Raw genomic sequence first — 24833 nt, forward strand, 5'->3', positions numbered from 1 at the left:
CCCGAGATGTCGACTCCCGTGACCGAAAGCGCGCCGATCCCGGCGCGCCCCCTGCCGGCCAGTTATCGCAGCACCAAGGTGCGCCGCCAGCGAGTCAGGGCCGCCTGGTATTTCCTGGCGCCGATGCTGGTGACGCTGGCCATGGTGGCCGGCTGGCCGCTGCTGCGTACCTTCTACTTCAGCTTCACCGACGCCTCGCTGTCGGACATGGGCGATACCCTGTTCATCGGGCTGGAGAATTACCTGATCTATGACGACGGCCGCTGGTTCGGTGTGCTGGCCGACCCCGCTTGGTGGCAGGCGGTGTGGAACACGGTCTACTTCTCGGTGGTCTCGGTGTCGCTGGAAGTGGTGTTCGGCGTCATCGTGGCATTGATCCTCAACGCCGAGTTCAAGGGTCGCACCCTGGTGCGGGCCGCGGTGCTGATCCCCTGGGCGATTCCCACCATCGTCTCGGCACAGATGTGGGCGTGGATGCTCAACGACCAGTTCGGCATCATCAACCATCTGCTCATGGGCGCGGGGCTGATCGACAGCCCCATCGCCTGGACCGCCGATGCCAGCTACTCGATGTGGGCGGTGATCATGGTCGACGTGTGGAAGACCACGCCGTTCGTCGCCCTGCTGGTGCTGGCCGCGCTGCAGATGCTGCCCAAGGACTGCTACGAGGCCGCCGAAGTCGACGGCATCCATCCACTCAAGGTGTTCTTCCGCGTCACTCTGCCGCTGATCACTCCGGCGCTGATGGTGGCGGTGATCTTCCGCCTGCTCGATGCCCTGCGCGTATTCGACGTGATCTACGTGCTGACCTCCAACTCCACCAGCACCATGTCGATGTCGATCTACGCCCGCCAGCAACTGGTGGAGTTCCAGGACGTGGGCTACGGCAGCGCCGCCTCGACCCTGCTGTTCCTGGTCATCGCCCTGGCCACCGTCGCCTATCTCTATCTGGGCCGCAAGCAACTGCAACTGGGAGGTGAGTGATGAGCTCGCGCCAGCTTTCCAAACTCACTGCACGCTTCGGCTTCTGGCTGCTGGTGGCGCTGGTCGTGGTGATGGCGGTGTTTCCGTTCTACTACGCGATCAAGACCTCCTTCACGCCTTCCGGCGACCTGTTCCAGGTCGAGCTGTGGCCGACGCGGGCGACACTCGCCAACTACCTGCAGATCTTCTCCCAGCGCAGCTTCCTGCAGGCGATCTTCAATTCGGTCGTGGTGGCCACCAGCGTGGTATTCATCGCCCTATTGCTCGGCATCACCGCCTCCTACGCGCTGGGCCGGGTGCGCTTTCGCGGGCGCACCACGGTGCTGCTGGTCATCCTCGGCGTCTCCATGTTCCCGCAGGTGGCGGTGCTGTCGGGGCTGTTCGAGGTGATCCGCGCACTCAACCTGTACAACAACCCGGGCGGATTGATCCTGAGCTACACCATCTTCACCCTGCCTTTCACCGTATGGGTGCTGACCACCTTCATGCGCCAGCTGCCCATGGAGCTCGAGGAGGCCGCGATCATGGACGGCGCGACGCCCTGGATCACCATTACCCGGGTCTTCCTGCCGTTGATGTGGCCGGCCATGGCGACCACCGGATTGCTCGCCTTCATCGCCGCCTGGAACGAGTTCCTCTTCGCCCTGACCTTTACCCTGACCGACAGCCAGCGCACGGTACCGGTGGCCATCGCCCTGCTCTCCGGTGGCAGCGCCTACGAGCTGCCCTGGGGGCCGATCATGGCCGCCTCGGTAGTGGTCACGGTGCCATTGGTGGTGCTGGTGATCATCTTCCAGCGGCGCATCGTCTCGGGGCTGACCGCCGGCGCGGTGAAGGGATAACGACTCGATGGAACCCGGCGTGCAGCACATTGTCCACGCCGTCTCGACCGGACGAACACCGTATAAACCGAGGCCTGACCAAGGGAAAACCATGCAAGACAACACCTTCTGGTGGCGCGGCGGCGTCATCTACCAGATCTACCCGCGCAGCTTCATGGACAGCAACGGCGACGGCGTCGGCGATCTGCCCGGGGTGACCGAGCGGCTCGAGTACGTCGCTTCGCTCGGCGTGGACGGCATCTGGCTGTCGCCCTTCTTCACCTCGCCGATGCGCGACTTCGGCTACGACATCAGCGACTACCGCGACGTCGATCCGCTGTTCGGCACGCTCGGCGACTTCAAGCGGCTGCTGGAGCGCGCCCATGCGCTGGGTCTCAAGGTGATCATAGACCAGGTCATCAGCCACACCTCGGACCAGCACCCCTGGTTCCAGGAGAGCCGCATGACCCGCGGCAACCCGCGGGCCGAGTGGTACGTGTGGGCCGACCCCAACCCCGACGGCACGCCGCCCAACAACTGGCTGTCGATCTTCGGCGGGCCGGCGTGGACCTTCGACAGTCGGCGCCAGCAGTACTACCTGCACAACTTCCTGTCGAGCCAGCCGGACCTCAACTTCCATAACCCCGAGGTGCGCACCGCCCAGCTCGACAACATGCGTTTCTGGCTGGAGATGGGGGTCGACGGCTTCCGCCTCGACACGGTGAACTTCTATTTCCACGACCAGCACCTGCGCAGCAATCCGGCGCTGACCATCGATGCCACCCGCACCATGGGCGCGCCCAAGGAGAACCCCTACACCTGGCAGCGCCATGTGTACGACATCAGCCGCCCCGAGAACGTCGACTTCCTGCGTGAACTGCGCGCCCTGATGGATGAGTACCCCGGTACCACCACGGTAGGCGAGATAGGCGACGACACGCCGCTCGAGCGCATGGCCGAGTACACCTCGGGCGGCGACAAGCTGCATATGGCCTACACCTTCGATCTGCTCAACTCGCCGCGCTCGCCGGCCTACATTCGCGACGTGCTGCAGCGCTTCCAGCAGTTCGCCGGCGATGCCTGGCCGTGCTGGGCGCTGTCCAACCACGACGTAGTGCGCAGCGCCACGCGCTGGGGCAGCGAGGAGTGTGCCTTCGCCTATCCGCGGGTGGCGCTAGCGCTGCTGTTCTCGCTGCGCGGCAGCGTGTGCCTCTACCAGGGCGAGGAGCTCGGCCTGCCCGAGGCCGACGTGCCCTTCGAGCGCATCCAGGACCCCTACGGCCTGCCTTTGTGGCCCGACTTCAAGGGCCGCGACGGCTGCCGCACGCCGATGCCGTGGGACGACACGCCGCTGGCCGGCTTCTCGACCATCGAGCCGTGGCTGCCGGTGGCCGAAGCGCACCTGCCGCTGTCGGTAGCCCGCCAGCAGGCCGATGCCGAGTCGATGCTCAACGCCACGCGGCGCCTGCTGCGCTTCCGCCACCAGCACCCGGCGCTGTTCGACGGCGACATGGAACTGCTCGAGCTGGGCGAGGCGCTGGTCGCCTTCATCCGCCAGCGGGGCAGCGACAGGTTGCTGTGCGTGTTCAACCTCACCGGCCAGCCCCAGACCGCGACGCTCCCCGAGGTACGCGAAGCGCTGGAGCACCACGGCTTCCAGTACGAAGTCAGCGGCGGCACGCTGCACCTGCCGCCGTATCAGGCGGCCTATTTCCGCCTCTAAAAAATGGCTGCGCTTCGCTCGCCGATTTTTAGACAAGTGGCAACGTCTTGAACAACAATGACCGGCCGAGTACGGCCGAGGATGGGTCAAATGGCAAGCGTCACCCTCGACAAGATCAACAAGGTCTTCGGTAGCACCCACATCATCAAGGACGTGGACCTGGCGATCGGTGAAGGCGAGTTCGTCGTCTTCGTCGGCCCCTCCGGGTGCGGCAAGTCGACCCTGCTGCGCCTGATCGCCGGGCTGGAGTCGATCACCGACGGCGAACTCTCCATCGGCGACCAGGTGGTCAACGAGCTGCCGCCGCGGGAGCGCGGCGTGGGCATGGTGTTCCAGTCCTACGCCCTTTACCCGCACATGACGGTCTACGAGAACATGGCCTTCGGTCTCAAGCTGGCCAAGACTGCCAAGGAGACCGTGCACGAACGGGTCATGGCCACCGCCCGCATCCTGCAGCTCGAAGAGCTACTCGAGCGCAAGCCCAAGGCGCTCTCCGGCGGCCAACGGCAGCGAGTCGCCATGGGCCGCGCCATGGCCCGCGAACCGCGCATTCTGCTGTTCGACGAACCGCTCTCCAATCTCGACGCCTCGTTGCGGGTGCAGATGCGCAACGAGATCGCCCGGCTGCACAAGCGGCTCGGCTCGACCATGGTCTACGTCACCCACGATCAGGTCGAGGCGATGACGCTGGCCGACAAGATCGTGGTACTCAACGGCGGCCGCGTGGAACAGGTGGGCAGCCCCCAGGAGCTCTACCAGCGCCCGGCTACCAAGTTCGTTGCCGGCTTCATCGGCTCGCCGACGATGAACTTCCTGCCCGCGCGGCTGGTCGGTGCCGATACCCACGGCTGCCGCGTCAGCGCCGCCGGGCTGGACGAGCTGGCGCTGCCTCAGGACGCCTCGGGTCACGCCCAGGGCGATGGTCTGACGCTGGGCATACGCCCCGAGCACCTGCGGCTCACCGAGACCCAGAGCAGCGAAGGCTTCGAGATCGTCAACGTCGAGTACCTGGGCAACGAGGTCTACGTCTACCTCGACCCCAAGGAGGGCGACACCTTGCTGATCCAGCGCGGCGAGGCTCCCACGCCATGGTCAGTGGGCCAGCGGGTGGCGCTGGCGCCCGACCCCGAGCATGTCCATCTGTTCGATGCCGGCGACCGAGCCCTGCCGGTCAGCCCGGCACGTGCCGCCGCCTGACACCGCGGCATCGACACGAAAAGCGGCGATAGGACTGTCCCGGCCATGACCGGGACGGTATCCTTGGGTCAGTCTCATTAGCAGGGAAACCAACGTGTCGCCACCGGTCCGTCGCATCACCCTCAAGGATCTGGCTCGCGAGCTCGGCGTCTCCACCGCCACCGTCTCCAATGCCTTCAACCGGCCGGACCAGCTCTCGCCCAACCTGCGCGAGCGCATCCTTGCCGAGGCCAAGCGGCTGGGCTATCGCGGCCCTGACGCCAAGGCGCGCAGCCTGCGCACCGGGCGCTCGCGGATCATCGCGGTGATCCTCGCCGAGAGTCTCACCTATAGCCTCAACGACGCCGTCTCCAGCGAATTTCTCTCGGGCGTTGCCGAAGTGCTCGACACCCAGGGGCATACCCTGCTGCTGCTCTCGGCGCGCCAGGCCAAGTGTCAGCTGGTCGACTCGGCGAGCATGGCCGACGGCTTCATCGTCTACGGCCTGATGCCCTCGGACGAACTGTTCGATTCGCTGCCGCTCGACGCCTCGCTGGTGGCCGTCGATTTCAACGTCTCGGGTCACCCCTCGGTGCACGTCGACAACGAGCCGGCCAGCCTGGCGATCGCCGACCATGCCCTGACGGCGACGCCTCGCCGACGCCCCGCCATCGTCAACCTGCGCCTCACCCGCGAGCCCTGCAACGGTCGCATCGCCCCCGGCTATACCCTGCTGCCGGCCGAGCGCACCATTACCCGTTCGCGTCTGTCCGGTTTCCACCGCGCCCTGGAGAAGCACGGTTTCGCCACCGGGCAGGTACCGATGTGGAACGTCGAGGAAAATACCTTCGAGGTCTGTGCCCCGGTGATCGAGGAGATCCTCGACCTCCCCGAGAACGAGCGTCCCGACCTGCTGCTGTGCATGTCCGACCGCATCGCCCTGACCGCGCTGACGCTGGCAGAGAGTCGGGGTTTGCGCATTCCCGAGGACATTTGCCTGATCGGCTTCGACGGCATTGCCGAAGGCCAGTACCGGGCGCCTCGCCTGACTACGGTGCGCCAGGAGAGCGGCGAGAAGGGGCGCCTGGCGGCACGCATGATCCTCGGCCTCGAGCCTGGCCAATCGCGCCTGCTGGGCACCGAGCTGCTGCTCGGCGAAACCTGCCCCTGAGCCGTCTTTGACCTCGCTTGCACACTGCTTGCACTCTCCGTGACCATTGGTTGCATCGCCCTGCGCGATGCTGCCTCGCAGGCACGTTTCACAACGCCACTCAGGAGCCGACACGATGAGGCCACGCCTGCCTCGCCCCCCTTTTTCGCACCTGGGCGTCAAGCTGTTCGTCATCATCCTGTCGGTCAACGTGGTAATCGCCGGGCTGGTGTTCCTGGCAGTCTCGCGCAGCCTCGACCGCGGCTTTCTCGACTATCTCGAGACCACCCAGGCCAACCGCGCCGAGACCCTGGCCGATGGCCTGGGCCAGGAGTGGGCGCGCCGCGGCGGCTGGCAGTGGCTGCGCAACTCACCGCCGGCCTGGGAGCGCCTGGTGCGCCAGCAGCTGTGGCCGGGTGAGCGCCCGCCACACGGCATCGAGCGCCGCCTGGGCGATGCCCGCGACTTCGTGCTGCACGATGCCGAGGGGCTGCCGGTGATCGGCCTACCCCCCGACGACCGCGAGATAGCCGCCGAACTGCACTGGCTGCCCATCGAGTACCAGGGCCAGAGAGTCGGCACCCTGGGCTATCGCCCGCCACAGCAGTTGATGGCACGCATGGACCGTATCTTCCTTTCTCGCCAGCAGCGCAACCTGGGCATCATCGTCGCCGCCCTGGGCCTAGCCTCGCTGCTGCTGGCCGGCGGACTGGCCTGGTGGCTGGGGCGCCGCACCCGCAGCATGGCGCTGGCGACCCGACACCTGATCGAGGGCGACTACAGCGCGCGACTGCCGGAGCGTGGCCGTGACGAACTCTCTCGCCTGGCGCGCGATTTCAACATGTTGGCCGCAACGCTCGAGGCCAGTCGCGAGGCGCGCAGCCGCTGGGTTTCCGACATCGCCCACGAGTTGCGCACCCCGCTGGCGGTATTGCGCGGTGAGATCGAGGCCATGCAGGACGGCATTCGTCCGCTCGATCAGGACAATCTTCACTCGCTGGCGCAGGAGGTAGGACAGCTGGAGCGCCTGGTGGCCGACCTGCGATTGCTCTCGCAGAGCGATGCCGGGGCACTCGAAGTACAGCTCGCACCGCTCGACCTGGCGGCGAGCCTCTCCTCGCGTCTCGAAGAGGCGGGTGGCTGGCTTGACGACTGCGGTATGGCCGTGTCCACCGACATCCAGGGGCCGGCCTGGATTCGTGGTGACGCCCGGCGGCTGCGCCAGCTGTGGACCAATCTGCTCGACAACAGCTGTGCCTACACCACTTCCCCCGGGCTGCTCGAAGTTCGCCTGGAACAGGCGCATAACCGGGTAAGCGTGATCTGGCAGGACAGCCCGCCGGGCGTGCCCGAGGCGGCACTCGGCCGGCTCACCGAGCGGCTCTACCGGGTCGAGGGCTCGCGCAGCCGGGCCAGCGGCGGCAGTGGCCTTGGGCTCTCCATCGCCAGCGCCCTGGTCAAGAGCCATGGCGGCACCATGCAGGCCTCCGCCTCCCCGCTGGGTGGGTTATGCTGGACCCTCGAGTTTCCTGCCCTCGATGCCGAAGAACGAACCCGATGAGGAAAGGCACCCATGCACGACTTCGACACCCCGCGTGACACCCTGCTGATCGTCGAGGACGAGCCCAAGATCGCCCGTCTGGTTGCCGACTACCTGGAGGGCAGCGGTTTCTCCACCCGGCATATCGACCACGGCGACCAGGTCCTGCCCTGGCTGCAGAAGCAGCACCTCGACGAGCAGTTGCCGTCGCTGGTACTGCTCGACCTCATGTTGCCCGGCATCGACGGCCTCACCCTTTGCCGCGAGGTTCGCCAGCGCTGGCCCGGTGTGGCGATCATCATGTTGACGGCGCGAGTCGAGGAAGTCGACCGCCTGCTGGGCCTCGAACTCGGCGCCGACGACTATATCTGCAAGCCGTTCAGCCCTCGCGAGGTGGTCGCCCGAGTCAAGGCGGTATTGCGCCGCAGCCAGGCGCTGCGCGATCCCGCCTCGATCAGCGGCAGCCAGCTCGAGCTCGACGACGAGGGCTGGCGGGCGCTGGCCGACGGCCAGGACCTAGGCCTGACCGCTGTGGAGTACCAGTTGCTCAAGGTGATGATGCAGTCTCCGGGACGCATCTTCACCCGCGACCAGTTGATGGATCGCATGTACCGCGACCATCGCATCGTCTCCGAGCGCACCGTCGACAGCCACGTCAAGAAACTGCGGCGCAAGATCGCCGATATCTGGCCCGAGCGCGAGATCATCCGCTCGGTCTATGGGGTCGGTTACAAGTACCAGCCGGAGGAATGACCCCGGTTCTTCCACGATTGCTGCAAGTTGATTGCACAGCGACGTACGACACTGCCAGCATCCCCAATGCAATGGAGTGACCGAAATGCGCCGTCCCATTACCCGTAATCTGCTGATTCCCGCCTTGCTTGCCGTAGCCATCGCCCCCCTGTCGCTGGCTACGATGGCCGCTCCCGGCCAGGGCGAAGGCGGCTGGCACGAGCAGCGCCACGAGCGCTTCGAGGAGCGCCGCCAGGAACTGTTCGAGCACGCCGGCCTCGACGAGGAGACCCGCAGTGCCCTGGAAGAAGCCCACAGTGAACACATGCAGGCGCTGCGTGAGCTGCACGAACGGCACCGTGAGCGCATGGACGAGATCCTCGACGAGGAGCAGCGTGAAGCCCTGCGCGAGGCCAAGCGCGACATGCACCAGGAGAGGCACGGCGAGCGCCATCAGGGTATGCAGGAGCGCCTGACCACCCTGGTCGACAGTTGGGAACTCTCGGACGAGGAGCGTGAGCGGCTGACCGAGCTGCGCGAAACCCTGTATGCCGACATGCAGGAGCTGCGCAATCAGGAATTCGACTCACGTGCAGAACGCCGTGAGGCATGGCAAGCGCTGCGTGCCGGGCATCGGGAAGCCCTCGGCGAGGTGCTCACCGATGAGCAGATCGCCGCCCTCGAAGCCTTCATGCAGCCCCGCCACCCCCACGGGCACGGCAAGCATCACGGCGAACGCCACCGCGGATGAGCGATGGCCAAGGCGGTGAAACGCAGCGGGCCCGGCATTGCGCCGGGCCCGCTGCGTTCCGTGTGATGGGCGTCGAGAAAGACTCAGTTATAGAGCACCCCCGGCAACCAGAACACGATGCCCGGCACCATGTAGAGGATGAACATGGCGACGAACACCATCAGCAGGAACGGCGCGATGCCGATGAAGATGTCGCCCAGTTGTATGCCCTTGGGCGCAATGCCCTTGAGGTAGAAGGCCGACATGGCCATGGGCGGCGTGAGGAACGAGGTCTGGATGTTGAGCGCCACCAGTACGCCGAAGAACAGCGGATCGATGCCGAACATGTGCAGTAGCGGCAGGAAGATCGGCACGAAGATGATGATGATCTCGGTCCATTCCAGCGGCCAGCCGAGCAGAAAGATCATCAACTGCGCCAGCAGCAGGAACTGCAACGGCGTTAGCGACAGACCGCTGATCCAGTGTTCGATCAGCGAGTGTCCGTCCAGTAGCGAGAACACCGAGGAGAAGATCCACGAGCCGACGAATAGCCAGCACACCATGGCGCTGGTGCGGGCGGTAAGAAACACTGCCTCGCGCAGCCGGGCGAAGGTCAACTGCCGGTAGGCCGCGGCCAGTACGATAGCCCCCAGTGCGCCGATGCCGGCCGCCTCATGGGGGGTGGCCAGGCCGAACAGAATGGCACCGAGCACCGCCATGATCAGCACGAACAGTGGTATGAAGGAGGTCAAAAGCCCCCAGTAGACCTCCTTTAGCGGCACGTCGAGGCTCTCCGGCGGCAACTTGGGGGCCACCTTGGGATTGACCATGGCCCGCCCCATCACGTAGAGGATGTAGAGCCCCGCCAGCAGCAGTCCCGGGATCAGTGCCGCGGCATAGAGGCGCACCACCGAGACCCCCGCCATTGCCCCGTAGAGAATCAGCATGATGCTCGGTGGTATCAGAATGCCGAGACAACCCCCGGCACAGATAACCCCACTCGACATGCGCTTGTCGTAGCCGGCATTGAGCATCGCCGGCAGCGCCAGCAGCCCCATCAGTGTTACCACTGCACCGACGATGCCGGTGGCGGTGGCGAACAGCGCGCAGGTGATCAGGCTAGCCACGGCGAGCGAGGCCGGCATGCCGCGTGCGGCGAGCTGCAGGCTGGAGAAGAGGCGGTCGAGGATGTTGGCCCGTTCCACCATGTAGCCCATGAACAGGAACAGCGGCACGGCGATCAGCACATCGTTGGACATGACGCCGTAGGCACGCTGCACCAGCAACGGGAAGATGATGTCGCCGATGGCGAAGTAGCCGAAGCCGATGCCCATGGCGATCAGCGTGAAGGCGATGGGGAAGCCGAGCATGATCAGGATGACCAGCATGCCCAGCATCATGATACCGATTTGCGGTTCGCTCATGGCTGCTTGTCTCCTGGCTCCTGCTGGGCGGTCTTGATCTCGGCCTCCTTGTTGACGGGAATATCGATCTCCTCGACATCCTCAAGGCGTAGCGGCCACTTGCCATGCCTGAGGCACAGGAAGCAGCGCGTCACCTCGGCCATGCCCTGAATCGCCAGGAAGGTGGCGCACGCCGGTATGACGAACTTGTAGGGCCAGATCGGCGGTCCGCCCGGGGTGAAGGAGCTGTGCTCGTCCTGGCGAAACGAGACGCTGAAGAAGTCCCAGCCGCTCCACACCAGCGCCAGGATGCCGGGATAGAAGAACAGCAGGTAGAGCGCCAACTCGACGCCCGCCTGCCAGCGCGGCGAGAAGTAGCGCGACACCACGTCGGCACGCACATGGGCGTTGTGCGCCAACGCGTAGGCCCCGCTCATCATGAACAGCGTGCCGTAGAGCATGTAGCTGGTGTCGTAGGCCCAGGTGGTCGGCGCTCCCAGGGCGTAGCGCATGAAGACCTCATAGCTCACCACGAAGGTCAGCAGCAGGATCGCCCAGGCGAAAGCCTTGCCCACCCACGTGCTGAGATGGTCGATGAAGAACACGAAACGCATGATCACCTCTCACCTCCACGCGCCACCCACGGGATGGCGCGGCACGGACTCGAACCCGGCAGCATCCTGCACCGGGATAACAGGGTGCCGGGCCCGCAGGCCCGGCGGCTTACAGGATGGTCGAGGTGTCGGTCGGCTCCTTGCCGAAGAAGTGGCGGTACGCCGGCGTCTTGGGTGCCGTCCCTTCGAGATGCCAGCCGACCACGCGCTCGCAGTACTCGCGCTGATGGTCGATGACCTTCTTGAAGAAGGGGTCCTGGGACTCGTTCTCGATCACCGTATTCCACGCATCGAGCTGCGCCTGAAGCACCGAGTCGGGGGTGATGTAGGTCTGTACCCCCTGCTCCTCACGCATGGCCTGCAGATCCTTCGGGTAGCGCTCCATGGCCTTCCAGTACATCTCGGAGGAAGCCGCCTTGGCGGCGTACTGCAGGATGGCCTGGAACTCCTCCGGCAGGCTGTCGTGCTTGGTCTTGTTGAAGATGATCTCGAAAGCCTCGCAGTCCTGGTGGTAGCTGCGCAGCATCCAGGTCTTGCTGACGTCGGGGAAGCCGAGCAGGCGATCCGAGGATGGATTGTTGAACTCGGCACCGTCGAGCAGGCCACGATCCATGGCCGGCACGATATCCCCACCGCCCATGATGGTCACCGCCGCGCCGAACTCACGCATCAGGTCGGCGGCCAGGCCCACGGTGCGATACTTGAGCCCGCGCAGATCTTCGGCGCTGGCGATGGGTTCCTTGAACCAGCCCAGCGCCTGGGTCGGCATGGGACCGGTCTGGTAGCCCACCAGCGGCAGCTCGAGGTTGGCGAGCAGCTCGTTGTAGAGCTCCATGCCACCGCTGTTCCAGAACCAGGCAAGAAACTGATGAGCATCCCAACCAAAGGGCGGCGGCGTGCCGAACAGCGAGAAGGCCTTGTGCTTGCCGTACCAGTAGGCCGTCACGCCATGGCCGCCATCTAGCGCCCCGGAGATGACCGCATCCTGCAGCTGCAGCGCGCCCACCACGGCACCGGCCGGTAGCAGGTTAAGCCGCAGCCGGCCGCCCGACATCTCGTTGACGATGCGTACATAATCGGCGGCGAACTCGTGGAAGATGTCCTGGTTGGGCCAGGTGCTCTGGAAGCGCAGCGTGGTGGTCTGGGCCACGGCAATGCTGGGAAAGCCCACTGCGGCGGCGGCACCGGCCCCCACCGCCGCCGCCGACCCGGTGAGGAAGCGGCGCCGCGAAGTGCGGGTGGACGGGTTGTCGGTGGAGTTGCTGTTGCTGTCGCTGTCGCTGGCGCTTTGCCCATCGGCCTGGGCCATGGGCGTGTTCTTGTCATGAACCATCGGATACTCCAGAAACGATTGTCGTTGTACTTCTGGCTGCCTGAACCGGCACAGGCCGATCACGCAGTCGTCCCGAAAGCCTCCCTGTCAGGTGCTGACACAGCGTGCTCTCTCCCTGAAGCGCAGTCGGCTATATCAGGTATAGCTTGGGTAAGCGCAGGCGCAAGCGCCGCTTCCTATGTTCTATTAACGTTGTTGCCGAATCTGTTAACGCAGGGTTGAAGGGCAAAGGTAAAGTGCGTATTTTATTTGAACGTTCATTCAAAAAAACAAAGAACGGCTTCCCGCCGGAGTCGTCAGTCCTGACGCCATCCCAGACACACGTGGCCGTGTCCCTACATGACCGTGAATGGCTGCGTCAGGCCTGAAAACACTGGGTTATCTTCAGGCGTGCTTTCGATTGCGAGGAACAATCCTCAGCGCGTCTCGGCAAGGAATCGGCGGGAAGGGTCATTCATCCCTGAAAGGAGCACGCCTGCATGGCGCATAACCTACCCCTTACCGAGCGACGCGACCGACTCAACCCTGTGGTGTTCCACGGTTCGGTCGCCGGGATCCTGGTCTTCCTCGTGCTCACCATGAGCTTTACCGAACAAGCCGGCGCCTTCTTCGACGCCGGCCTGGCCTGGGTCAGCGAGACCTTCGGCTGGTATTACATGCTGGCGGTACTGGCCTACCTCGTCTTCGTCGTCGCCATCGGCATGTCACGCTTCGGCCGGATCCGCCTGGGCCCGGATCACTCGCGGCCCGAGTTCTCGACGCTGTCGTGGGCGGCGATGCTGTTCGCCGCCGGCATCGGTATCGACCTGCTGTTCTTCAGCGTCGCCGAACCGGTGGCTCACTACTTGGCACCACCGGACCTCACCCCCGAAAGCCAGGAGGCAATGCGCTACGCCGTGGTGCAGACCTTCATGCACTGGGGGCTGTCAGGCTGGGGGCTCTACGTGCTGATGGGCATGGCCCTGGCCTACTTCAGCTACCGCCATCGCCTGCCGCTGGCGATCCGCAGCGCGCTCTACCCGCTGCTCGGCAAGCGAATTCACGGCCCCATCGGCAATGCCGTGGACATCACCGCCGTCATTTCCACCGTGTTCGGCATCGCCACCAGCCTCGGCATCGGCGTGATGCAACTCAACTACGGTCTGAACTACATGTTCGACGTGCCCGAGAGCCTCTCGGTCCAGGTGATCCTGATCGTGCTGGTGATCGTGCTCGCCACCATCTCGGTGGTCAGTGGCGTGGAGAAGGGCATACGTCGACTGTCGGAGTTCAACATGCTGTTGGCGCTGGCCTTGCTGCTGTTCGTGCTGTTCCAGGGCCACACCCTGCGGCTGCTCGACATGGCGGTCAACAACGCCGGCGACTACTTCACGAGCTTCGTCGCCAAGAGCTTCGACACCTACGCCTTCGCCGGTGAAGGCGCCAACGAGTGGAAGATGTGGTGGACGATCTTCTTCTGGGGCTGGTGGATCGCCTGGACGCCGTTCGTCGGCCTGTTCCTGGCACGCATTTCGCGTGGGCGTACCATTCGCCAGTTCGTTGCCGGCGCGCTGTTCATCCCACTGGCCTTCATGATGGTGTGGATGTCGGTATTCGGAAACAGCGGCATCGAACTGGTCGCCAACCAGGGCGTTGCCGAACTCGGCGAGCAGGCGCTGAACACGCCGCAGACCACCATGTACACGCTGCTCGAATACTACCCCTGGGTCGGCGTCACCGCCGCCGTGGTGACCGTGCTGGGCATCGTGTTCTTCGTCACCTCGGCGGATTCCGGCGCGCTGGTGCTGGCGAACTTCACCTCGATTCTCTCCGACGTGAACCATGACGCGCCGATCAGGCTGCGCATCTTCTGGTCGGCGGTAATCGGCCTGGTCACCGTCGCTCTGCTGATGGCCGGGGGGCTCAACGCCTTGCAGAGTGCGGTGGTGATCACCGCCCTGCCCTTCTCGCTGGTGATCTTCGCCATCATGGTCGGCATGTACAAGGCGCTCAAGCTGGAAGGCAGCAAGGCCGAGGCGCGCCGCCGCATCGCCGGTACCGCCCCAGGCGGCGACTGGCGCGAGCGCCTCGATCGCGCCCTCGACGTCTCCAACCGTGCCGGCGCCGCCGCCACCATCGAGCATGCCATTCGCCCGGCGCTGACGCAGTTCGCTCAGGAACTCGAGAGCCGTGGCCAGGAGGCCAACGTGACCGAGGAACAACTGGAGGGCGAATCGCTCCCCAGCCTGACCCTGCAGGTGGACCTGGAGAATGCGGCGAGCTTCGTCTATCAGGTATGCCCGCATCGTATGCGCACGCCGAGCTTCCTGCCGGCGGACGACGACTATTACCTGCGGCTCGACGTCTACCTCGCCGAAGGCGGCCAGGAGAAGGATCTCAACGGCTTCACCCGCGGCCAGGTGATCGCCGACGTGCTCTCGGAATACGAGCGCCACCTGCACTTCCTGGCCCTGACCGACCAGGGCGGCAACGTGCAGGCGATGCCGGGAGCGGTAGGCGAACCGCCACTCGACGCCAGCCCGGCCTGATCGAGCATTCTCCCTCGCCACGGCGGCATCCTTCGGGTGTCGCCGTTTTGTTTGCAAGCGCAGACAGTTTACGGGCATGGCCTAGACCTTGGCCGGCTTGTGGCGCCGCAATATGCAGGAGTAACGTCATCGTTACCTTGCTTCCATTCGGTACCGCCATGGCTCGCTCACGACGTTCCACCCGCTACCGGCCCCCGCTGCCCGGCAGTGCCCTGCTTGCCGCCTGGCGCCAAGGCTATGGCCTGGCCGAACTCAAGCGCGACCTGCTGGCCGGGTTGACCATCGGCATCGTCGCGGTGCCGCTCTCCATGGCATTGGCCATCGCCACCGGCGTGCCGCCCCAGCACGGGCTATACACCGCGATGGTGGCGGGTGCCGTCATCGCGCTGACCGGCGGCTCGCGGTTCAATATCTCCGGCCCCACCGCCGCCTTCGTGGTGATCCTGTTTCCCATCGTCGCCAGTCATGGCCTCGGCGGGCTGCTGATCGCCACTCTGATGGCCGGCCTGATCCTGGTGGCGCTGGGGCTGGCCCGGCTGGGCAACCTGATCCAGTTCGTGCCCTATCCGGTGGTGCTCGGCTTCACCGCCGGCATCGCCGTGGTGATCGCCCTGTTGCAACTGCCCGACTTCCTGGGGCTCGAGAGCGTCGCGCTGGGCGACAGCACGCTGCACAACCTGGCGGCCATCGTCCGTGCCTTGCCCTCGCTGGCGCCTGCCGAGCTCGGCGTCGGGCTGCTCACGCTGGCCACGCTGATCCTGTGGCCACGCCTGAAGCTGCCGCTGCCGGCGCCGCTGGTCGGCCTGACGGTGGGCACGCTGGCAGCGCTCGCCGTGGCACCACTGGGCGTGGAGATCGAGACCATCGCCTCGCGCTTCAGTTGGGAATACCAGGGTCAGGTTGGAAGCGGCATCCCGCCCTTCGCGCCCGAGCTTTTGTTGCCCTGGCGCCTGCCGGGAGCGGACGGGGCACCGCTCAGCGTGAGTTTCGCCCTGATTCGCGAGCTGCTCGGCCCGGCGCTGGCCATCGCCATGCTGGCGGCCATCGAATCGCTGCTCTGCGCGGTGGTGGCCGACGGCCTGACCCGCACCCGCCATGACCCCAACGCCGAGCTTATCGGCCAGGGGTTGGGCAACATGGCCGCCCCCTTCTTCGGCGGCATCACTGCCACCGCGGCGCTGGCACGTACGGCCACCAACATCCGCAGCGGCGCAGTCTCGCCGCTGGCGGCGGTCGTGCACGCGCTGGTGGTGCTGTTGGCAGTGGTGGCGCTGGCCGGCGTGCTCGCCCTGGTGCCAATGGCAGCGCTGGCCGCGCTGCTGTTCGTCATCGCCTGGAACATGAGCGAGGCGCGCCACTTCATGCATATCCTGAAGAGCGCGCCAGGCAGCGACGTGGCGATACTGGTGATCTGTTTCCTGCTCACGGTGGTGTTCGACATGGTATTGGCAGTGGCGGTGGGCATCGGCCTCGCTGCGGCGCTGTTCATTCGCCGCATGGCCCACCTGACCCACGCCCGACGCCTCGAGCCGGGTGGTGACGATGCTAGCCACGACCTGCCGCGCCAGGTGGCGCTCTATGACGTCAACGGCCCGCTGTTCTTCGGCGCGGCGGAGAAGGCCGTTTCCTCGCTGAGAGTGGTCGATCCCGAGGTCCGCGTGGTGATGCTCGACATGCGCGACGTACCGAGCCTGGACGCAACGGCCATCGTTGCCCTGCAGTCGCTGGTCGAGGAGCTGGGCACGCGCCAGGTGGGGCTGATTTTCGTCGGCATGCCGCCGCGCATGGTACTCAAGCTCAAGCGTGCCGGTGTCAAACGCCAGGCCGGCCGGCTAGCCGCCGTACGTCAGCCGGCTCAGGCCCGGCGGCTGGCACAGCGTTGGCTGGCCGCAGCGACTACCTGATGCCGAGCTACTCGCCCTGAAGCGTGGCGATCAACCGCCGCGACCCGCCATGTTCGCGATGCTCGCCGAGCCAGATACCCTGCCAGGTACCCAGCGCCAGGCGACCGTTGCGCACCGCCAGGGTAAGCTGGGTGCCAAGCAGGCTGGCGCAGACGTGCGCCGGCATGTCGTCGGGCCCCTCCAGGGTGTGGCGAAAATAGGGCAGGTCCCCCGGGATGCGCTCGCGCAGAAAGGCGTCGAGGTCGTGGCGCACATCCGGGTCGGCGTTCTCGTTGAGGGTCAGCGAGGCCGAGGTATGCAGCAGCTGCAGGTGTAGCAGGCCGACCTCTACCTCACGCAACTTATCCAGCGCTCCAGCGATCTCGTCGGTGATCAGATGAAAGCCGCGCGAACGCGGCGCCAGGCGCAGTTCCTGCTGATGCCACATGGCGTTTTCCCTCGTCGTGCAGACAACGGTTCAGTATAAGCGACCATGCTAGTGGTTCAGCCGGCCCCGTCCCAAGTCGGACATAAAAAAAGCGCGACCTGGGTCGCGCCTGAAAGCCGCCAGCGATTGACGACGAGAGAGCATTCGTTTCAGCCGGCCAGGTCGAGCACCACCCGGCCTTCGATCTTGCCTTCGTGAAGACGCTGGAAGACGTCGTTGATGTTCTCCAGACGGTCGGTGCTTACCGTGGCCTTGACCTTGCCTTCACCGGCGAAGTCCAGCGACTCCTGCAGGTCCTGGCGGGTACCGACGATGGAGCCACGCACGGTGATACCGTTGAGCACGGTCTCGAAGATAGGCAATGGAAAATTACCGGGGGGCAGGCCGTTGAGCGAAATGGTGCCGCCACGGCGCACCATCCCCTGGGCCTGCTCGAAGGCCTTGGGAGACACCGCCGTGACCAGCACGCCGTGGGCACCGCCAATGGCTTGCTTGAGATAGGCCACCGGGTCGGTCTTGGCCGCATTGACCGTGACGCTAGCCCCCAGTCGTTCGGCCAGCGCCAGCTTGGCATCGTCGATATCGACGGCGGCGACGTTGAGGCCCATGGCCTTGGCGTACTGCACCGCCATATGTCCGAGACCACCGATGCCCGAGATCACCACCCACTGGCCAGGCCGGGTATCGGTGACCTTGAGCCCCTTGTAGACGGTAACGCCCGCACACAGCACCGGAGCGATCTCGACGAAGCCCACGTTATCTGGCAGATGGCCGGCGTAGTCTGCCACTGCCAGGGTGTAGTCGGCGAAGCCGCCGTTGACTGAGTAGCCGGTGTTCTGCTGCGATTCGCACAGGGTCTCCCAGCCTCCCAGGCAGTGCTCGCAGTGGCCACAGGCGGAGTGCAACCAGGGCACACCAATACGATCACCTTCCTTGACGTGTTTGACGCCGGCACCGACGGCGGCCACATGGCCCACGCCCTCGTGGCCGGGGATGAAAGGCGGGCTGGGCTTGACCGGCCAGTCACCGTGGGCGGCGTGCAGGTCGGTATGGCACACCCCCGAAGCGGCGATCTTGACCAGCACCTCGCCGGGACCGGGCCGCGGCACCTCGACCTCCTCGATGGCAAGCGGCTCACCGAACTTGCGTACCACGGCGGCTTTCATCGTCTTGTCCATTGCCTTGCTCTCCTTATCTATCCTGTCGTGCCAGGCGGCAGGCTGCCGACCGACGGAATCAATGTAATCGCCAGGGCCTGGAGTGGTTGGCCACTCTCTAGAAAGGGGACAGAAAGCCGCCCGACAGGGGCCGGGCGGCAGGGGTGGTTCAGAACAGGCTGGCTCAGAAGAAGCCGAGCGGGTTGATGTCGTAGCTCACCAGCAGGTTCTTGGTCTGCTGGTAGTGCTCGAGCGCGACCTTGTGGGTTTCGCGACCGACGCCGGACTTCTTGTAGCCACCGAAGGCGGCATGCGCCGGGTACTGATGGTAGCAGTTGGTCCACACGCGGCCGGCCTGGATGCCGCGACCCATGCGGAAGGCGACGTTGATGTCGCGGCTCCACACGCCGGCGCCGAGGCCGAACTCGGTGTCATTGGCGATGGCCAGCGCCTCTTCTTCGTCCTTGAAGGTGGTCACCGCCACCACCGGGCCGAAGATCTCCTCCTGGAACACGCGCATCTTGTTGTTGCCCTTGAGCAGCGTCGGCTGGATGTAGTAGCCCTTGTCGTAGGCCGGGTCGAAGCTCTCCTTGTCGCCGCCGGTGAGGAACTCGGCGCCCTCCTCGCGAGCGATGTCCATGTAGGACATGATCTTGTCGAACTGTTCCTGGGAGGCCTGGGCACCGACCTGGACATCGGTATCCAGCGGATTGCCGCGCTTGATCTTCTGCACCCGCTCCATGACCTTGGCCATGAAGGTGTCGTAGATACTCTCCTGGATCAGTGCCCGTGATGGGCAGGTGCAGACCTCACCCTGGTTGAAGAAGGCCAGTACCAACCCTTCCGCCGCCTTCTCGATGAAGGCCGGCTCGGCATCCATGATGTCGGCGAAGTAGATGTTGGGCGACTTGCCGCCCAGCTCCACGGTAGAGGGAATGATGTTGTCGGCTGCACACTTGAGGATGTGCGCGCCCACCGGGGTGGAGCCGGTGAAGGCAATCTTGGCGATGCGCTTGCTGGTGGCCAGGGCCTGGCCCGCTTCAGCGCCGTAGCCGTTGACCACGTTGACCACGCCCGGCGGCAACAGGTCGCCGATCAGCTTCATCAGCTCGAGCACCGAGGCCGGGGTCTGCTCGGCGGGCTTGAGCACCACGCAGTTGCCGGCGGCCAGCGCCGGGGCCAGCTTCCATACCGCCATCAGCAGCGGGAAGTTCCACGGGATGATCTGCCCCACCACGCCCAGCGGCTCGTGGAAGTGATAGGAGACGGTATTGGCGTCGATGTCTGCCGCTGTGCCCTCCTGGGCGCGGATGCAGCCGGCGAAGTAGCGGAAGTGGTCGACGGCCAGGGGCAGATCGGCGTTGAGCGTCTCGCGTACCGCCTTGCCGTTGTCCCAGGTCTCGGCCACGGCCAGCATCTCGAGGTTCTGCTCGATGCGGTCGGCGATCTTGAGCAGGATGTTGCTGCGCTCGGTGGCGGAGGTCTTGCCCCAGGCGGGAGCGGCGGCATGGGCGGCGTCCAGCGCCTTTTCGATGTCCTCGGCGGTGGAGCGGGGAATCTGGCAGAACGCCTCGCCGTTGACCGGGCTGACGTTGTCGAAGTATTGCCCCTTTACCGGCGGTACGAACTCCCCACCGATGTAGTTGCCGTAGCGCGATTCGAAGGAAACGACGGAACCGGGCTGACCGGGATTGGCATAGATCATGATGGATGCTCCTGGGTTGCGTTGTCGTTGCTCTGTGGTGGCAGAAGGCAGCGCTGGCTGACAACTGCGCGATCACCGAATGCTTTTTCCTGCCTGGTGTCCCCCTGCTTTGCTGATCCGGTGCGCCAGTGGTTCCCGTTGGCGTAACCGACCTCAGTTCGCAGTGTAGATAACCTTGGGGGGTGTGCCTTATCCTTCGTTGGGGGTGTTGAAGAGGGTCTTTGGTCGTAGTCTGCCAGGCCCGCATGGAGCCCGGCAGGCTCATGGGTCACTGCGCGCCGTTTTCGCTAGGCAGTTTGAAGGTCCACAACATGCCGCCCTGGTTGAAGTCCTTGACCACCTTGGCGACTTCGCCGCCCCACAGCGGCACCGCCCCGCCCCAGCCCGAGGCAACGGAGACGTACTGCTCGCCGTCCATCTCCCAGGTAATCGGCGTGCCGACCACGCCCGAGCCGGTGTTGAAGCGATACAGCTCCTCGCCGGTGCGGGCGTCGAACGCCTTCAGGTAGCCCTCGGGCGTGCCGGTGAAGACCAGGTTGCCGGCGGTCGTCATCACCCCGCCCCACAGCGGTGCGCGGTTTTCGTGGCGCCAGACCTCCTCGCCGGTGCTCGGATCGATCGCCCGCAGTACCCCGATGAACTCCTCGTTGGCCGGCTTGATGGTGAAACCGGCGCCGAGGTAGGCCGCGCCCCGCTTGTAGGAGACCGGCTCGTTCCAGATATCCATGGACCACTCGTTGGAGGGCACGTAGAATAGACCGGTAGTCTGGTTGTAGGCCATCGGCATCCAGTTCTTGCCACCGAGGAAGGCCGGGCGCGCCAGCACCGGCTCGCCCTTATCCTCCTCGGTAGCGGCAGGATCGCCCGGACGCCCGCCTTCGGTATAGATCGGCCGACCGTTCTCGTCGAGCCCCTCGGCCCAGGTGATCTCGTCGACGAAGGGGAAGCCGCGGATGAAGCTGCCGTCGGTGCGATCGAGCACATAGAAGAAGCCGTTGCGGTCAGCGGTTGCTGCCGCCCTGACCAGCTCGCCGTTCTGCTCGTAATCGAACGAAATCAGTTCGTTGACCCCATCGTAATCCCAGCCATCGTTGGGGGTGGTCTGGAAATGCCACTTGATGCTGCCGTCGTTGGGATCGATCGCCAGGCGCGACGAGGAGAACAGGTTGTCGCCGGGGCGCAGGTGAGAGTTCCAGGGCGCCGGGTTGCCGGTGCCGAAGAACAGCGTATCGGTATCAGGGTCATAGGTGCCTCCCAACCAGGTGGCGGCCCCGCCGGTCTCCCACATGTCCCCGGGCCAGGTAAGCCCCGCCTCGCCCCCCGAGATACCGTTCTCGACGGCTTCGCCGTCCTGGTAGACGTAGCCCATATGGCCTTCGACGGTGGGCCGCGTCCACAGCAGGTCGCCGGTTCGGGGGTCGTAGGCTTCGACCTTGCCGACGATGCCGAACTCGCCACCGGAAACGCCGGTGATCAGCTTGCCGTTGACGATGATCGGCGCCGCGGTGATCGAGTAGCCTTCCTGGTAGTCGGCGACCTGCTTGACCCATACGACCTTGCCGGTGTCCTTGTTCAGGGCGACGAGCTTGGCGTCCAGAGTGCCGAAGATGAACAGGTCGTCGTACAGCGCACCGCCGCGGTTCACCACATCGCAGCAAGGCATGATGCCGTCGGGCAGGCGCGCGTCGTACTGCCAGATTTCCTCGCCGGTACGGGCATCGATCGCATAGGCGCGCGAATAGGAGGCCGTGACGTACATGACCCCATCCTTGATCATCGGCTGGGACTCCTGACCGCGCATCTTCTCGCTGCCGAACGAGAACGCCCATACCGGCTGCAGCGATTGGACATTGTCAGCATTGAGCTGGTCGAGGCTGCTGTAACGCTGGCCTTGAAGGCCCATGCCATAGGTCACCACGTCGTCGACGGTGGCATGGTCGTTGAGGATGTCCTGGTCGGTTACCGCCTGGGCGCCGAGAGAGACTGCCATGGCCAGGGTGCCAAGGGTAAATCGTGTGCTGATCGAGCGATATGTCATGGTTGTATTCTCGCTTCTCTTGTCATGCGTTTTTGCCGAAGGCCGTAAGGCCTTTCCAACCCTTTCGTCATTCTTGGCGGGCGTTGAACGATCAACAATGAACCTCTTGGACGACTTCCTTCGTCCCTTGGTAGTAAGACCTGCGCTTACGAAAAAACCGCAGCCATGCTGCGGTCGTCACGTCATTAGAGAACCATGTCGGGACTCATTCGAGGAGCATGAGAGCGGCCTTCTCGTAAGCTGGATAGAGGTGCGTCACCGTTCTGGTCAGCTCGTAGCGACTCCCTTCCAGCGCATCGAACCGAGATGGTATGTCCATTGCAGTGACTTCCGTCATACTCCATCCCTCGGACGCCGCACGGGTCAATGCTTCGTCCAGCCAGGCGAGATAATCACGCGTCTGCTGCAGCGCCATATTGCCCATGCTGGGCGCGCCGTGACCTGGCACCAGCCAGCGGAAAGGCAGCGCTTCCAGCAGCTCGAGATCCTCTATCCAGGTTGTCAGACCGGGGCTCTGCGGTGTAGTCAATGCTCGGTCATGAAATACGAGATCGGCGGCAAAAAGAACCTTGCTCTCCTCATCGAAGACCACCAGGTCGGAGCCAGTATGGCCGGTAAATTCGAGCAGATGCAGGCGACGGTTTCCCACTTCCCACTCGCCGGGGTGCAGGGTCTTTTCCGGCATGATGATCTCGGTGCCGCGCATCCAGTCACCGACGAGGCGATACATGTTGTCGGCGAACGCCTCACCGTCCCGTCGCAGCAATTCTTTAGCCGTATCGAGCATGTAAAGGGTATCGGGATCAAAGGCCTGGTTGCCGAAGACATGATCGGGATGGTGGTGAGTCAGCAGGACATGAGTGATGGGTTCATGCGTAGTACCCTCGATCAGACGTTTTAGCGCTTCGCCGTAGCGTCTCGAGGGCCCCGTGTCGATGACCACTACCCCGGCCCCGGTCTCGAGAAAGGCGGTATTGACGATGTTGCCCCCGTTCTCGCGCGAGAAGTTCTCCGTGCTGCCCTCCACGACCCATACGCCTGGCTCGATCTCCATGGCTTCCAGGGCATAGTCCGTCCCAGCCTGTGCCGTGGCACACGCCAGGCCAACAAGTATCGGAGCCATGAGCCGCGATAAGAAATGTCGCATCATCCTGTCTCCCCCTCGAGGCGTCGTTCGAAGACGTTGCCGTGGTTGTCGCGCATCCACAGCCGGGGGGCAGCCAGCGGATGCGGCAACTCGAAGACAAACATCGGGTTTTCGGCGGCGGACTCGGACAGCATCAGTCGCAGAAGGAGTTCGTCTTCTCCCCCATCGCGCAGCTCCACTTGCTCGATGAAGAAGGCCGGGATGTTATCGACCATGCCGGAATCCATGGGATGCATGACGCTGGTCTTGTAGCGAAGATGATCGCCACGCGAAAAAGCACGGCCGCGGATCGTGCCAAAGCTGCGCTCCCAGTCGGGGTTGGCTGCCGTCAGGCTGGGTGCCGTACAGCCGCCTCCCGCGGCATCCACATGGGCGCTGGCGACGTGCCAGATGCCCTCGTCGTCCTGCACGGCGGCTCGCACCGTCGTCGCCTGCTGGACCCGGAAGTTCAACGCAATGAGCCGGAGCGGAGTGACACCGGGCTCGTAGGTGAACAAATGCGGTACCGGATTGAGATCGACCCAGGCGATGATCCGCTGCGGCCGGTGGGGAAAGTTCGCCAGGTCCAGCGTGAGCGGAACCTGCGCGGAGTCCTCGGCGAAAGCGGGCACCTGAAGATCGATGCGTGCGTCGTGACGCACCTGGACATCGGCACCCAGGTAGCGCTCGAGATTGTACTCCCACATGGGAGAGCCGAAGGGGTCGGCCGGCACCCCGGCGTGGGCCTGGAGGCCTGCCCACAGCAACACCAGCAGCCACCAACGACTCATGTCACGTCTCCTCGTCCATTTCCAGGATGCCGTCGTAGTAAGCAGGCACGCTGTAGCGCAGTCCGTGACGGGCGAAGATATCGGCGATCTCCCCCTCGCGCACCATGCGGTCGACGATCGCCTCGATCACATGCCCCAGCTCGCGATGGGTATGCTTGACCGCCATGCCGACATCCCAGCTCTGCTTCACCAGCCCAGGGAAGCCATTGGTGGCCGATCGGAAGGGCCGATCGGCGTGGCGCGCCAGCTGATGGTCGATCTCGGCGCGGGTGCTCATGACGGCATGCACGCGGCCCTCGAGCATGGCGTCGAAGGCACGTTCAACGTTGCGGAAATGCTGCGTGCTGTCGCGCAGGGAACCGCCGAACGCTGAGCTGAGGTAGGTGTCGGGCAGCGTATCGATCTCCACGCCGATGGGGTGGTACTGGAATACCGCCATCGTCCTTACCGCGTCGAGGGCCTCGGCATCATGGGCGATCTGCCAGTGCTCCTGCTGATAGGGGCCGAACATCACCACCTGGTCGTTGACCACCTCGCCTGTGGAATCGCGCATGTAGGCAAAGCGGCGGTCGTAGGGCACCCGCAGCATGACGTCGGCGATACGCCGTTTCGCCAGGTAATGTCCCTTCCAGACGTTATTGCGCAGATCGTCTTCCAGGGTCTCGTCCGGAGTGATCCAGTGCACGCGGAACTCTACACCCAATTCTTCGGCGATACGTTGGCCGATCGCCACATCGACGCCTGCAGGTTCGCCGTTCTCGAGGTAGGAGTAAGGGGGAAAGTCGCGATAGAGCCCGACATTGAGGTAGCCCGACTCGACGACGATATCGTAGGTCCGCTCCGGCGGGCGATCGAGGACAGCGTCGCTCGCCTGGGCGAGCGAACTCAGTGTCATCAGCAGCATTAACCACCAGTAAATCGCGTTCATGGCGCCTCCCTCATTGGCGAGAA

At 64.7% G+C, this 24833-nt stretch carries 20 protein-coding genes; 10 read left to right on the forward strand and 10 right to left on the reverse strand.

Going from position 1 to position 24833, the window contains the following annotated elements; all coding sequences use genetic code 11:
* Nucleotides 1-6: 6 nt before the first annotated feature.
* The 8 genes from KPL81_RS01685 to KPL81_RS01720 all read left to right on the forward strand — a co-directional run bounded on the left by KPL81_RS01685 (nt 7) and on the right by KPL81_RS01720 (nt 8877).
* Nucleotides 7-984, forward strand: a complete 978-nt coding sequence (locus tag KPL81_RS01685) for a carbohydrate ABC transporter permease (protein WP_219790423.1) — start codon at nt 7-9, stop codon at nt 982-984.
* The gene (locus KPL81_RS01690) at nt 984-1826 is read left to right on the forward strand and encodes a carbohydrate ABC transporter permease (protein ID WP_209473664.1); all 843 of its coding nucleotides are present in this window, start codon (nt 984-986) and stop codon (nt 1824-1826) included. Before KPL81_RS01685 ends, KPL81_RS01690 begins: the two co-directional genes overlap by 1 nt.
* A 91-nt stretch (nt 1827-1917) precedes the next feature.
* Entirely contained in the window at nt 1918-3528 is a 1611-nt protein-coding gene (locus KPL81_RS01695) for an alpha-glucosidase family protein (RefSeq protein ID WP_219790424.1), read from the forward strand.
* 90 nt (nt 3529-3618) lie between these two features.
* The gene (locus tag KPL81_RS01700; RefSeq protein ID WP_219790425.1) at nt 3619-4725 is read left to right on the forward strand and encodes an ABC transporter ATP-binding protein; all 1107 of its coding nucleotides are present in this window, start codon (nt 3619-3621) and stop codon (nt 4723-4725) included.
* Between the two features lie 94 nt (nt 4726-4819).
* Entirely contained in the window at nt 4820-5875 is a 1056-nt protein-coding gene (locus tag KPL81_RS01705) for a LacI family DNA-binding transcriptional regulator (RefSeq protein ID WP_219790426.1), read from the forward strand.
* 115 nt (nt 5876-5990) lie between these two features.
* Nucleotides 5991-7415: an ATP-binding protein gene (locus KPL81_RS01710; RefSeq protein WP_209473667.1), complete on the forward strand. Its 1425-nt coding sequence runs from the start codon at nt 5991-5993 to the stop codon at nt 7413-7415.
* A 12-nt stretch (nt 7416-7427) separates the two neighbouring features.
* Nucleotides 7428-8147 (forward strand): response regulator, encoded by a 720-nt coding sequence (locus tag KPL81_RS01715; protein ID WP_219790427.1) that lies wholly within the window; start codon nt 7428-7430, stop codon nt 8145-8147.
* 85 nt (nt 8148-8232) lie between these two features.
* Complete coding sequence (locus KPL81_RS01720; RefSeq protein ID WP_219790428.1) at nt 8233-8877, forward strand: hypothetical protein; 645 nt, start codon at nt 8233-8235, stop codon at nt 8875-8877.
* Nucleotides 8878-8960: 83 nt separating this feature from the next.
* On the opposite strand, the gene KPL81_RS01725 is transcribed toward KPL81_RS01720, so the two are convergent.
* From KPL81_RS01725 to KPL81_RS01735, 3 genes are all read right to left on the reverse strand, one after another.
* On the reverse strand, nt 8961-10280 hold the full coding sequence (locus tag KPL81_RS01725; protein ID WP_219790429.1) for a TRAP transporter large permease: 1320 nt from the start codon (nt 10278-10280) through the stop codon (nt 8961-8963).
* Entirely contained in the window at nt 10277-10873 is a 597-nt protein-coding gene (locus tag KPL81_RS01730; RefSeq protein ID WP_240549049.1) for a TRAP transporter small permease subunit, read from the reverse strand. Before KPL81_RS01730 ends, KPL81_RS01725 begins: the two co-directional genes overlap by 4 nt.
* A 109-nt stretch (nt 10874-10982) precedes the next feature.
* Nucleotides 10983-12206 carry a TRAP transporter substrate-binding protein gene (locus KPL81_RS01735; RefSeq protein WP_219790430.1) on the reverse strand — a complete coding sequence of 408 codons (1224 nt, stop codon included), beginning with the start codon at nt 12204-12206 and terminating at the stop codon, nt 10983-10985.
* 479 nt (nt 12207-12685) lie between these two features.
* Here KPL81_RS01735 and betT point away from each other — a divergent pair, with 479 nt between their 5' ends.
* Together betT and dauA are read left to right on the forward strand one after the other, a co-directional pair.
* Nucleotides 12686-14734 carry a choline BCCT transporter BetT gene (betT, locus tag KPL81_RS01740; protein ID WP_219790431.1) on the forward strand — a complete coding sequence of 683 codons (2049 nt, stop codon included), beginning with the start codon at nt 12686-12688 and terminating at the stop codon, nt 14732-14734.
* A 158-nt stretch (nt 14735-14892) separates the two neighbouring features.
* Nucleotides 14893-16638, forward strand: a complete 1746-nt coding sequence (gene dauA / locus KPL81_RS01745) for a C4-dicarboxylic acid transporter DauA (RefSeq protein ID WP_219790432.1) — start codon at nt 14893-14895, stop codon at nt 16636-16638.
* Nucleotides 16639-16645: 7 nt separating this feature from the next.
* On the opposite strand, the gene KPL81_RS01750 is transcribed toward dauA, so the two are convergent.
* The 7 genes from KPL81_RS01750 to KPL81_RS01780 all read right to left on the reverse strand — a co-directional run bounded on the left by KPL81_RS01750 (nt 16646) and on the right by KPL81_RS01780 (nt 24810).
* The gene (locus KPL81_RS01750; protein WP_219790433.1) at nt 16646-17065 is read right to left on the reverse strand and encodes a secondary thiamine-phosphate synthase enzyme YjbQ; all 420 of its coding nucleotides are present in this window, start codon (nt 17063-17065) and stop codon (nt 16646-16648) included.
* Nucleotides 17066-17214: 149 nt separating this feature from the next.
* Complete coding sequence (gene adhP / locus KPL81_RS01755; protein ID WP_219790434.1) at nt 17215-18243, reverse strand: alcohol dehydrogenase AdhP; 1029 nt, start codon at nt 18241-18243, stop codon at nt 17215-17217.
* Nucleotides 18244-18406: 163 nt separating this feature from the next.
* Nucleotides 18407-19927 carry an acetaldehyde dehydrogenase ExaC gene (exaC, locus tag KPL81_RS01760; RefSeq protein WP_219790435.1) on the reverse strand — a complete coding sequence of 507 codons (1521 nt, stop codon included), beginning with the start codon at nt 19925-19927 and terminating at the stop codon, nt 18407-18409.
* Nucleotides 19928-20195: 268 nt separating this feature from the next.
* Nucleotides 20196-21965 carry a PQQ-dependent methanol/ethanol family dehydrogenase gene (locus KPL81_RS01765; RefSeq protein ID WP_219790436.1) on the reverse strand — a complete coding sequence of 590 codons (1770 nt, stop codon included), beginning with the start codon at nt 21963-21965 and terminating at the stop codon, nt 20196-20198.
* A 205-nt stretch (nt 21966-22170) separates the two neighbouring features.
* The gene (locus tag KPL81_RS01770) at nt 22171-23088 is read right to left on the reverse strand and encodes a quinoprotein relay system zinc metallohydrolase 1 (protein WP_219790437.1); all 918 of its coding nucleotides are present in this window, start codon (nt 23086-23088) and stop codon (nt 22171-22173) included.
* Nucleotides 23089-23111: 23 nt separating this feature from the next.
* On the reverse strand, nt 23112-23882 hold the full coding sequence (locus KPL81_RS01775) for a quinoprotein dehydrogenase-associated SoxYZ-like carrier (protein WP_219790438.1): 771 nt from the start codon (nt 23880-23882) through the stop codon (nt 23112-23114).
* Nucleotide 23883: 1 nt separating this feature from the next.
* On the reverse strand, nt 23884-24810 hold the full coding sequence (locus KPL81_RS01780; RefSeq protein WP_240549006.1) for a substrate-binding periplasmic protein: 927 nt from the start codon (nt 24808-24810) through the stop codon (nt 23884-23886).
* Between the last annotated feature and the right edge of the window lie 23 nt (nt 24811-24833).

Source organism: Billgrantia antri, assembly GCF_019430905.1.
Taxonomy (GTDB): domain Bacteria; phylum Pseudomonadota; class Gammaproteobacteria; order Pseudomonadales; family Halomonadaceae; genus Halomonas; species Halomonas antri.

What these genes read in the sequence shown, in the direction of transcription:
- KPL81_RS01685 (WP_219790423.1), top strand. Translation starts at nt 7, where the DNA reads ATGTCGACTCCCGTGACCGAAAGCGCGCCGATCCCGGCGCGCCCCCTG.
- KPL81_RS01690 (WP_209473664.1), top strand. Translation starts at nt 984, where the DNA reads ATGAGCTCGCGCCAGCTTTCCAAACTCACTGCACGCTTCGGCTTCTGG.
- KPL81_RS01695 (WP_219790424.1), top strand. Translation starts at nt 1,918, where the DNA reads ATGCAAGACAACACCTTCTGGTGGCGCGGCGGCGTCATCTACCAGATC.
- KPL81_RS01700 (WP_219790425.1), top strand. Translation starts at nt 3,619, where the DNA reads ATGGCAAGCGTCACCCTCGACAAGATCAACAAGGTCTTCGGTAGCACC.
- KPL81_RS01710 (WP_209473667.1), top strand. Translation starts at nt 5,991, where the DNA reads ATGAGGCCACGCCTGCCTCGCCCCCCTTTTTCGCACCTGGGCGTCAAG.
- KPL81_RS01715 (WP_219790427.1), top strand. Translation starts at nt 7,428, where the DNA reads ATGCACGACTTCGACACCCCGCGTGACACCCTGCTGATCGTCGAGGAC.
- KPL81_RS01720 (WP_219790428.1), top strand. Translation starts at nt 8,233, where the DNA reads ATGCGCCGTCCCATTACCCGTAATCTGCTGATTCCCGCCTTGCTTGCC.
- KPL81_RS01725 (WP_219790429.1), bottom strand. Translation starts at nt 10,280, where the DNA reads ATGAGCGAACCGCAAATCGGTATCATGATGCTGGGCATGCTGGTCATC.
- KPL81_RS01730 (WP_240549049.1), bottom strand. Translation starts at nt 10,873, where the DNA reads ATGCGTTTCGTGTTCTTCATCGACCATCTCAGCACGTGGGTGGGCAAG.
- KPL81_RS01735 (WP_219790430.1), bottom strand. Translation starts at nt 12,206, where the DNA reads ATGGTTCATGACAAGAACACGCCCATGGCCCAGGCCGATGGGCAAAGC.
- betT (WP_219790431.1), top strand. Translation starts at nt 12,686, where the DNA reads ATGGCGCATAACCTACCCCTTACCGAGCGACGCGACCGACTCAACCCT.
- dauA (WP_219790432.1), top strand. Translation starts at nt 14,893, where the DNA reads ATGGCTCGCTCACGACGTTCCACCCGCTACCGGCCCCCGCTGCCCGGC.
- KPL81_RS01750 (WP_219790433.1), bottom strand. Translation starts at nt 17,065, where the DNA reads ATGTGGCATCAGCAGGAACTGCGCCTGGCGCCGCGTTCGCGCGGCTTT.
- adhP (WP_219790434.1), bottom strand. Translation starts at nt 18,243, where the DNA reads ATGGACAAGACGATGAAAGCCGCCGTGGTACGCAAGTTCGGTGAGCCG.
- exaC (WP_219790435.1), bottom strand. Translation starts at nt 19,927, where the DNA reads ATGATCTATGCCAATCCCGGTCAGCCCGGTTCCGTCGTTTCCTTCGAA.
- KPL81_RS01765 (WP_219790436.1), bottom strand. Translation starts at nt 21,965, where the DNA reads ATGACATATCGCTCGATCAGCACACGATTTACCCTTGGCACCCTGGCC.
- KPL81_RS01770 (WP_219790437.1), bottom strand. Translation starts at nt 23,088, where the DNA reads ATGGCTCCGATACTTGTTGGCCTGGCGTGTGCCACGGCACAGGCTGGG.
- KPL81_RS01775 (WP_219790438.1), bottom strand. Translation starts at nt 23,882, where the DNA reads ATGAGTCGTTGGTGGCTGCTGGTGTTGCTGTGGGCAGGCCTCCAGGCC.
- KPL81_RS01780 (WP_240549006.1), bottom strand. Translation starts at nt 24,810, where the DNA reads ATGAACGCGATTTACTGGTGGTTAATGCTGCTGATGACACTGAGTTCG.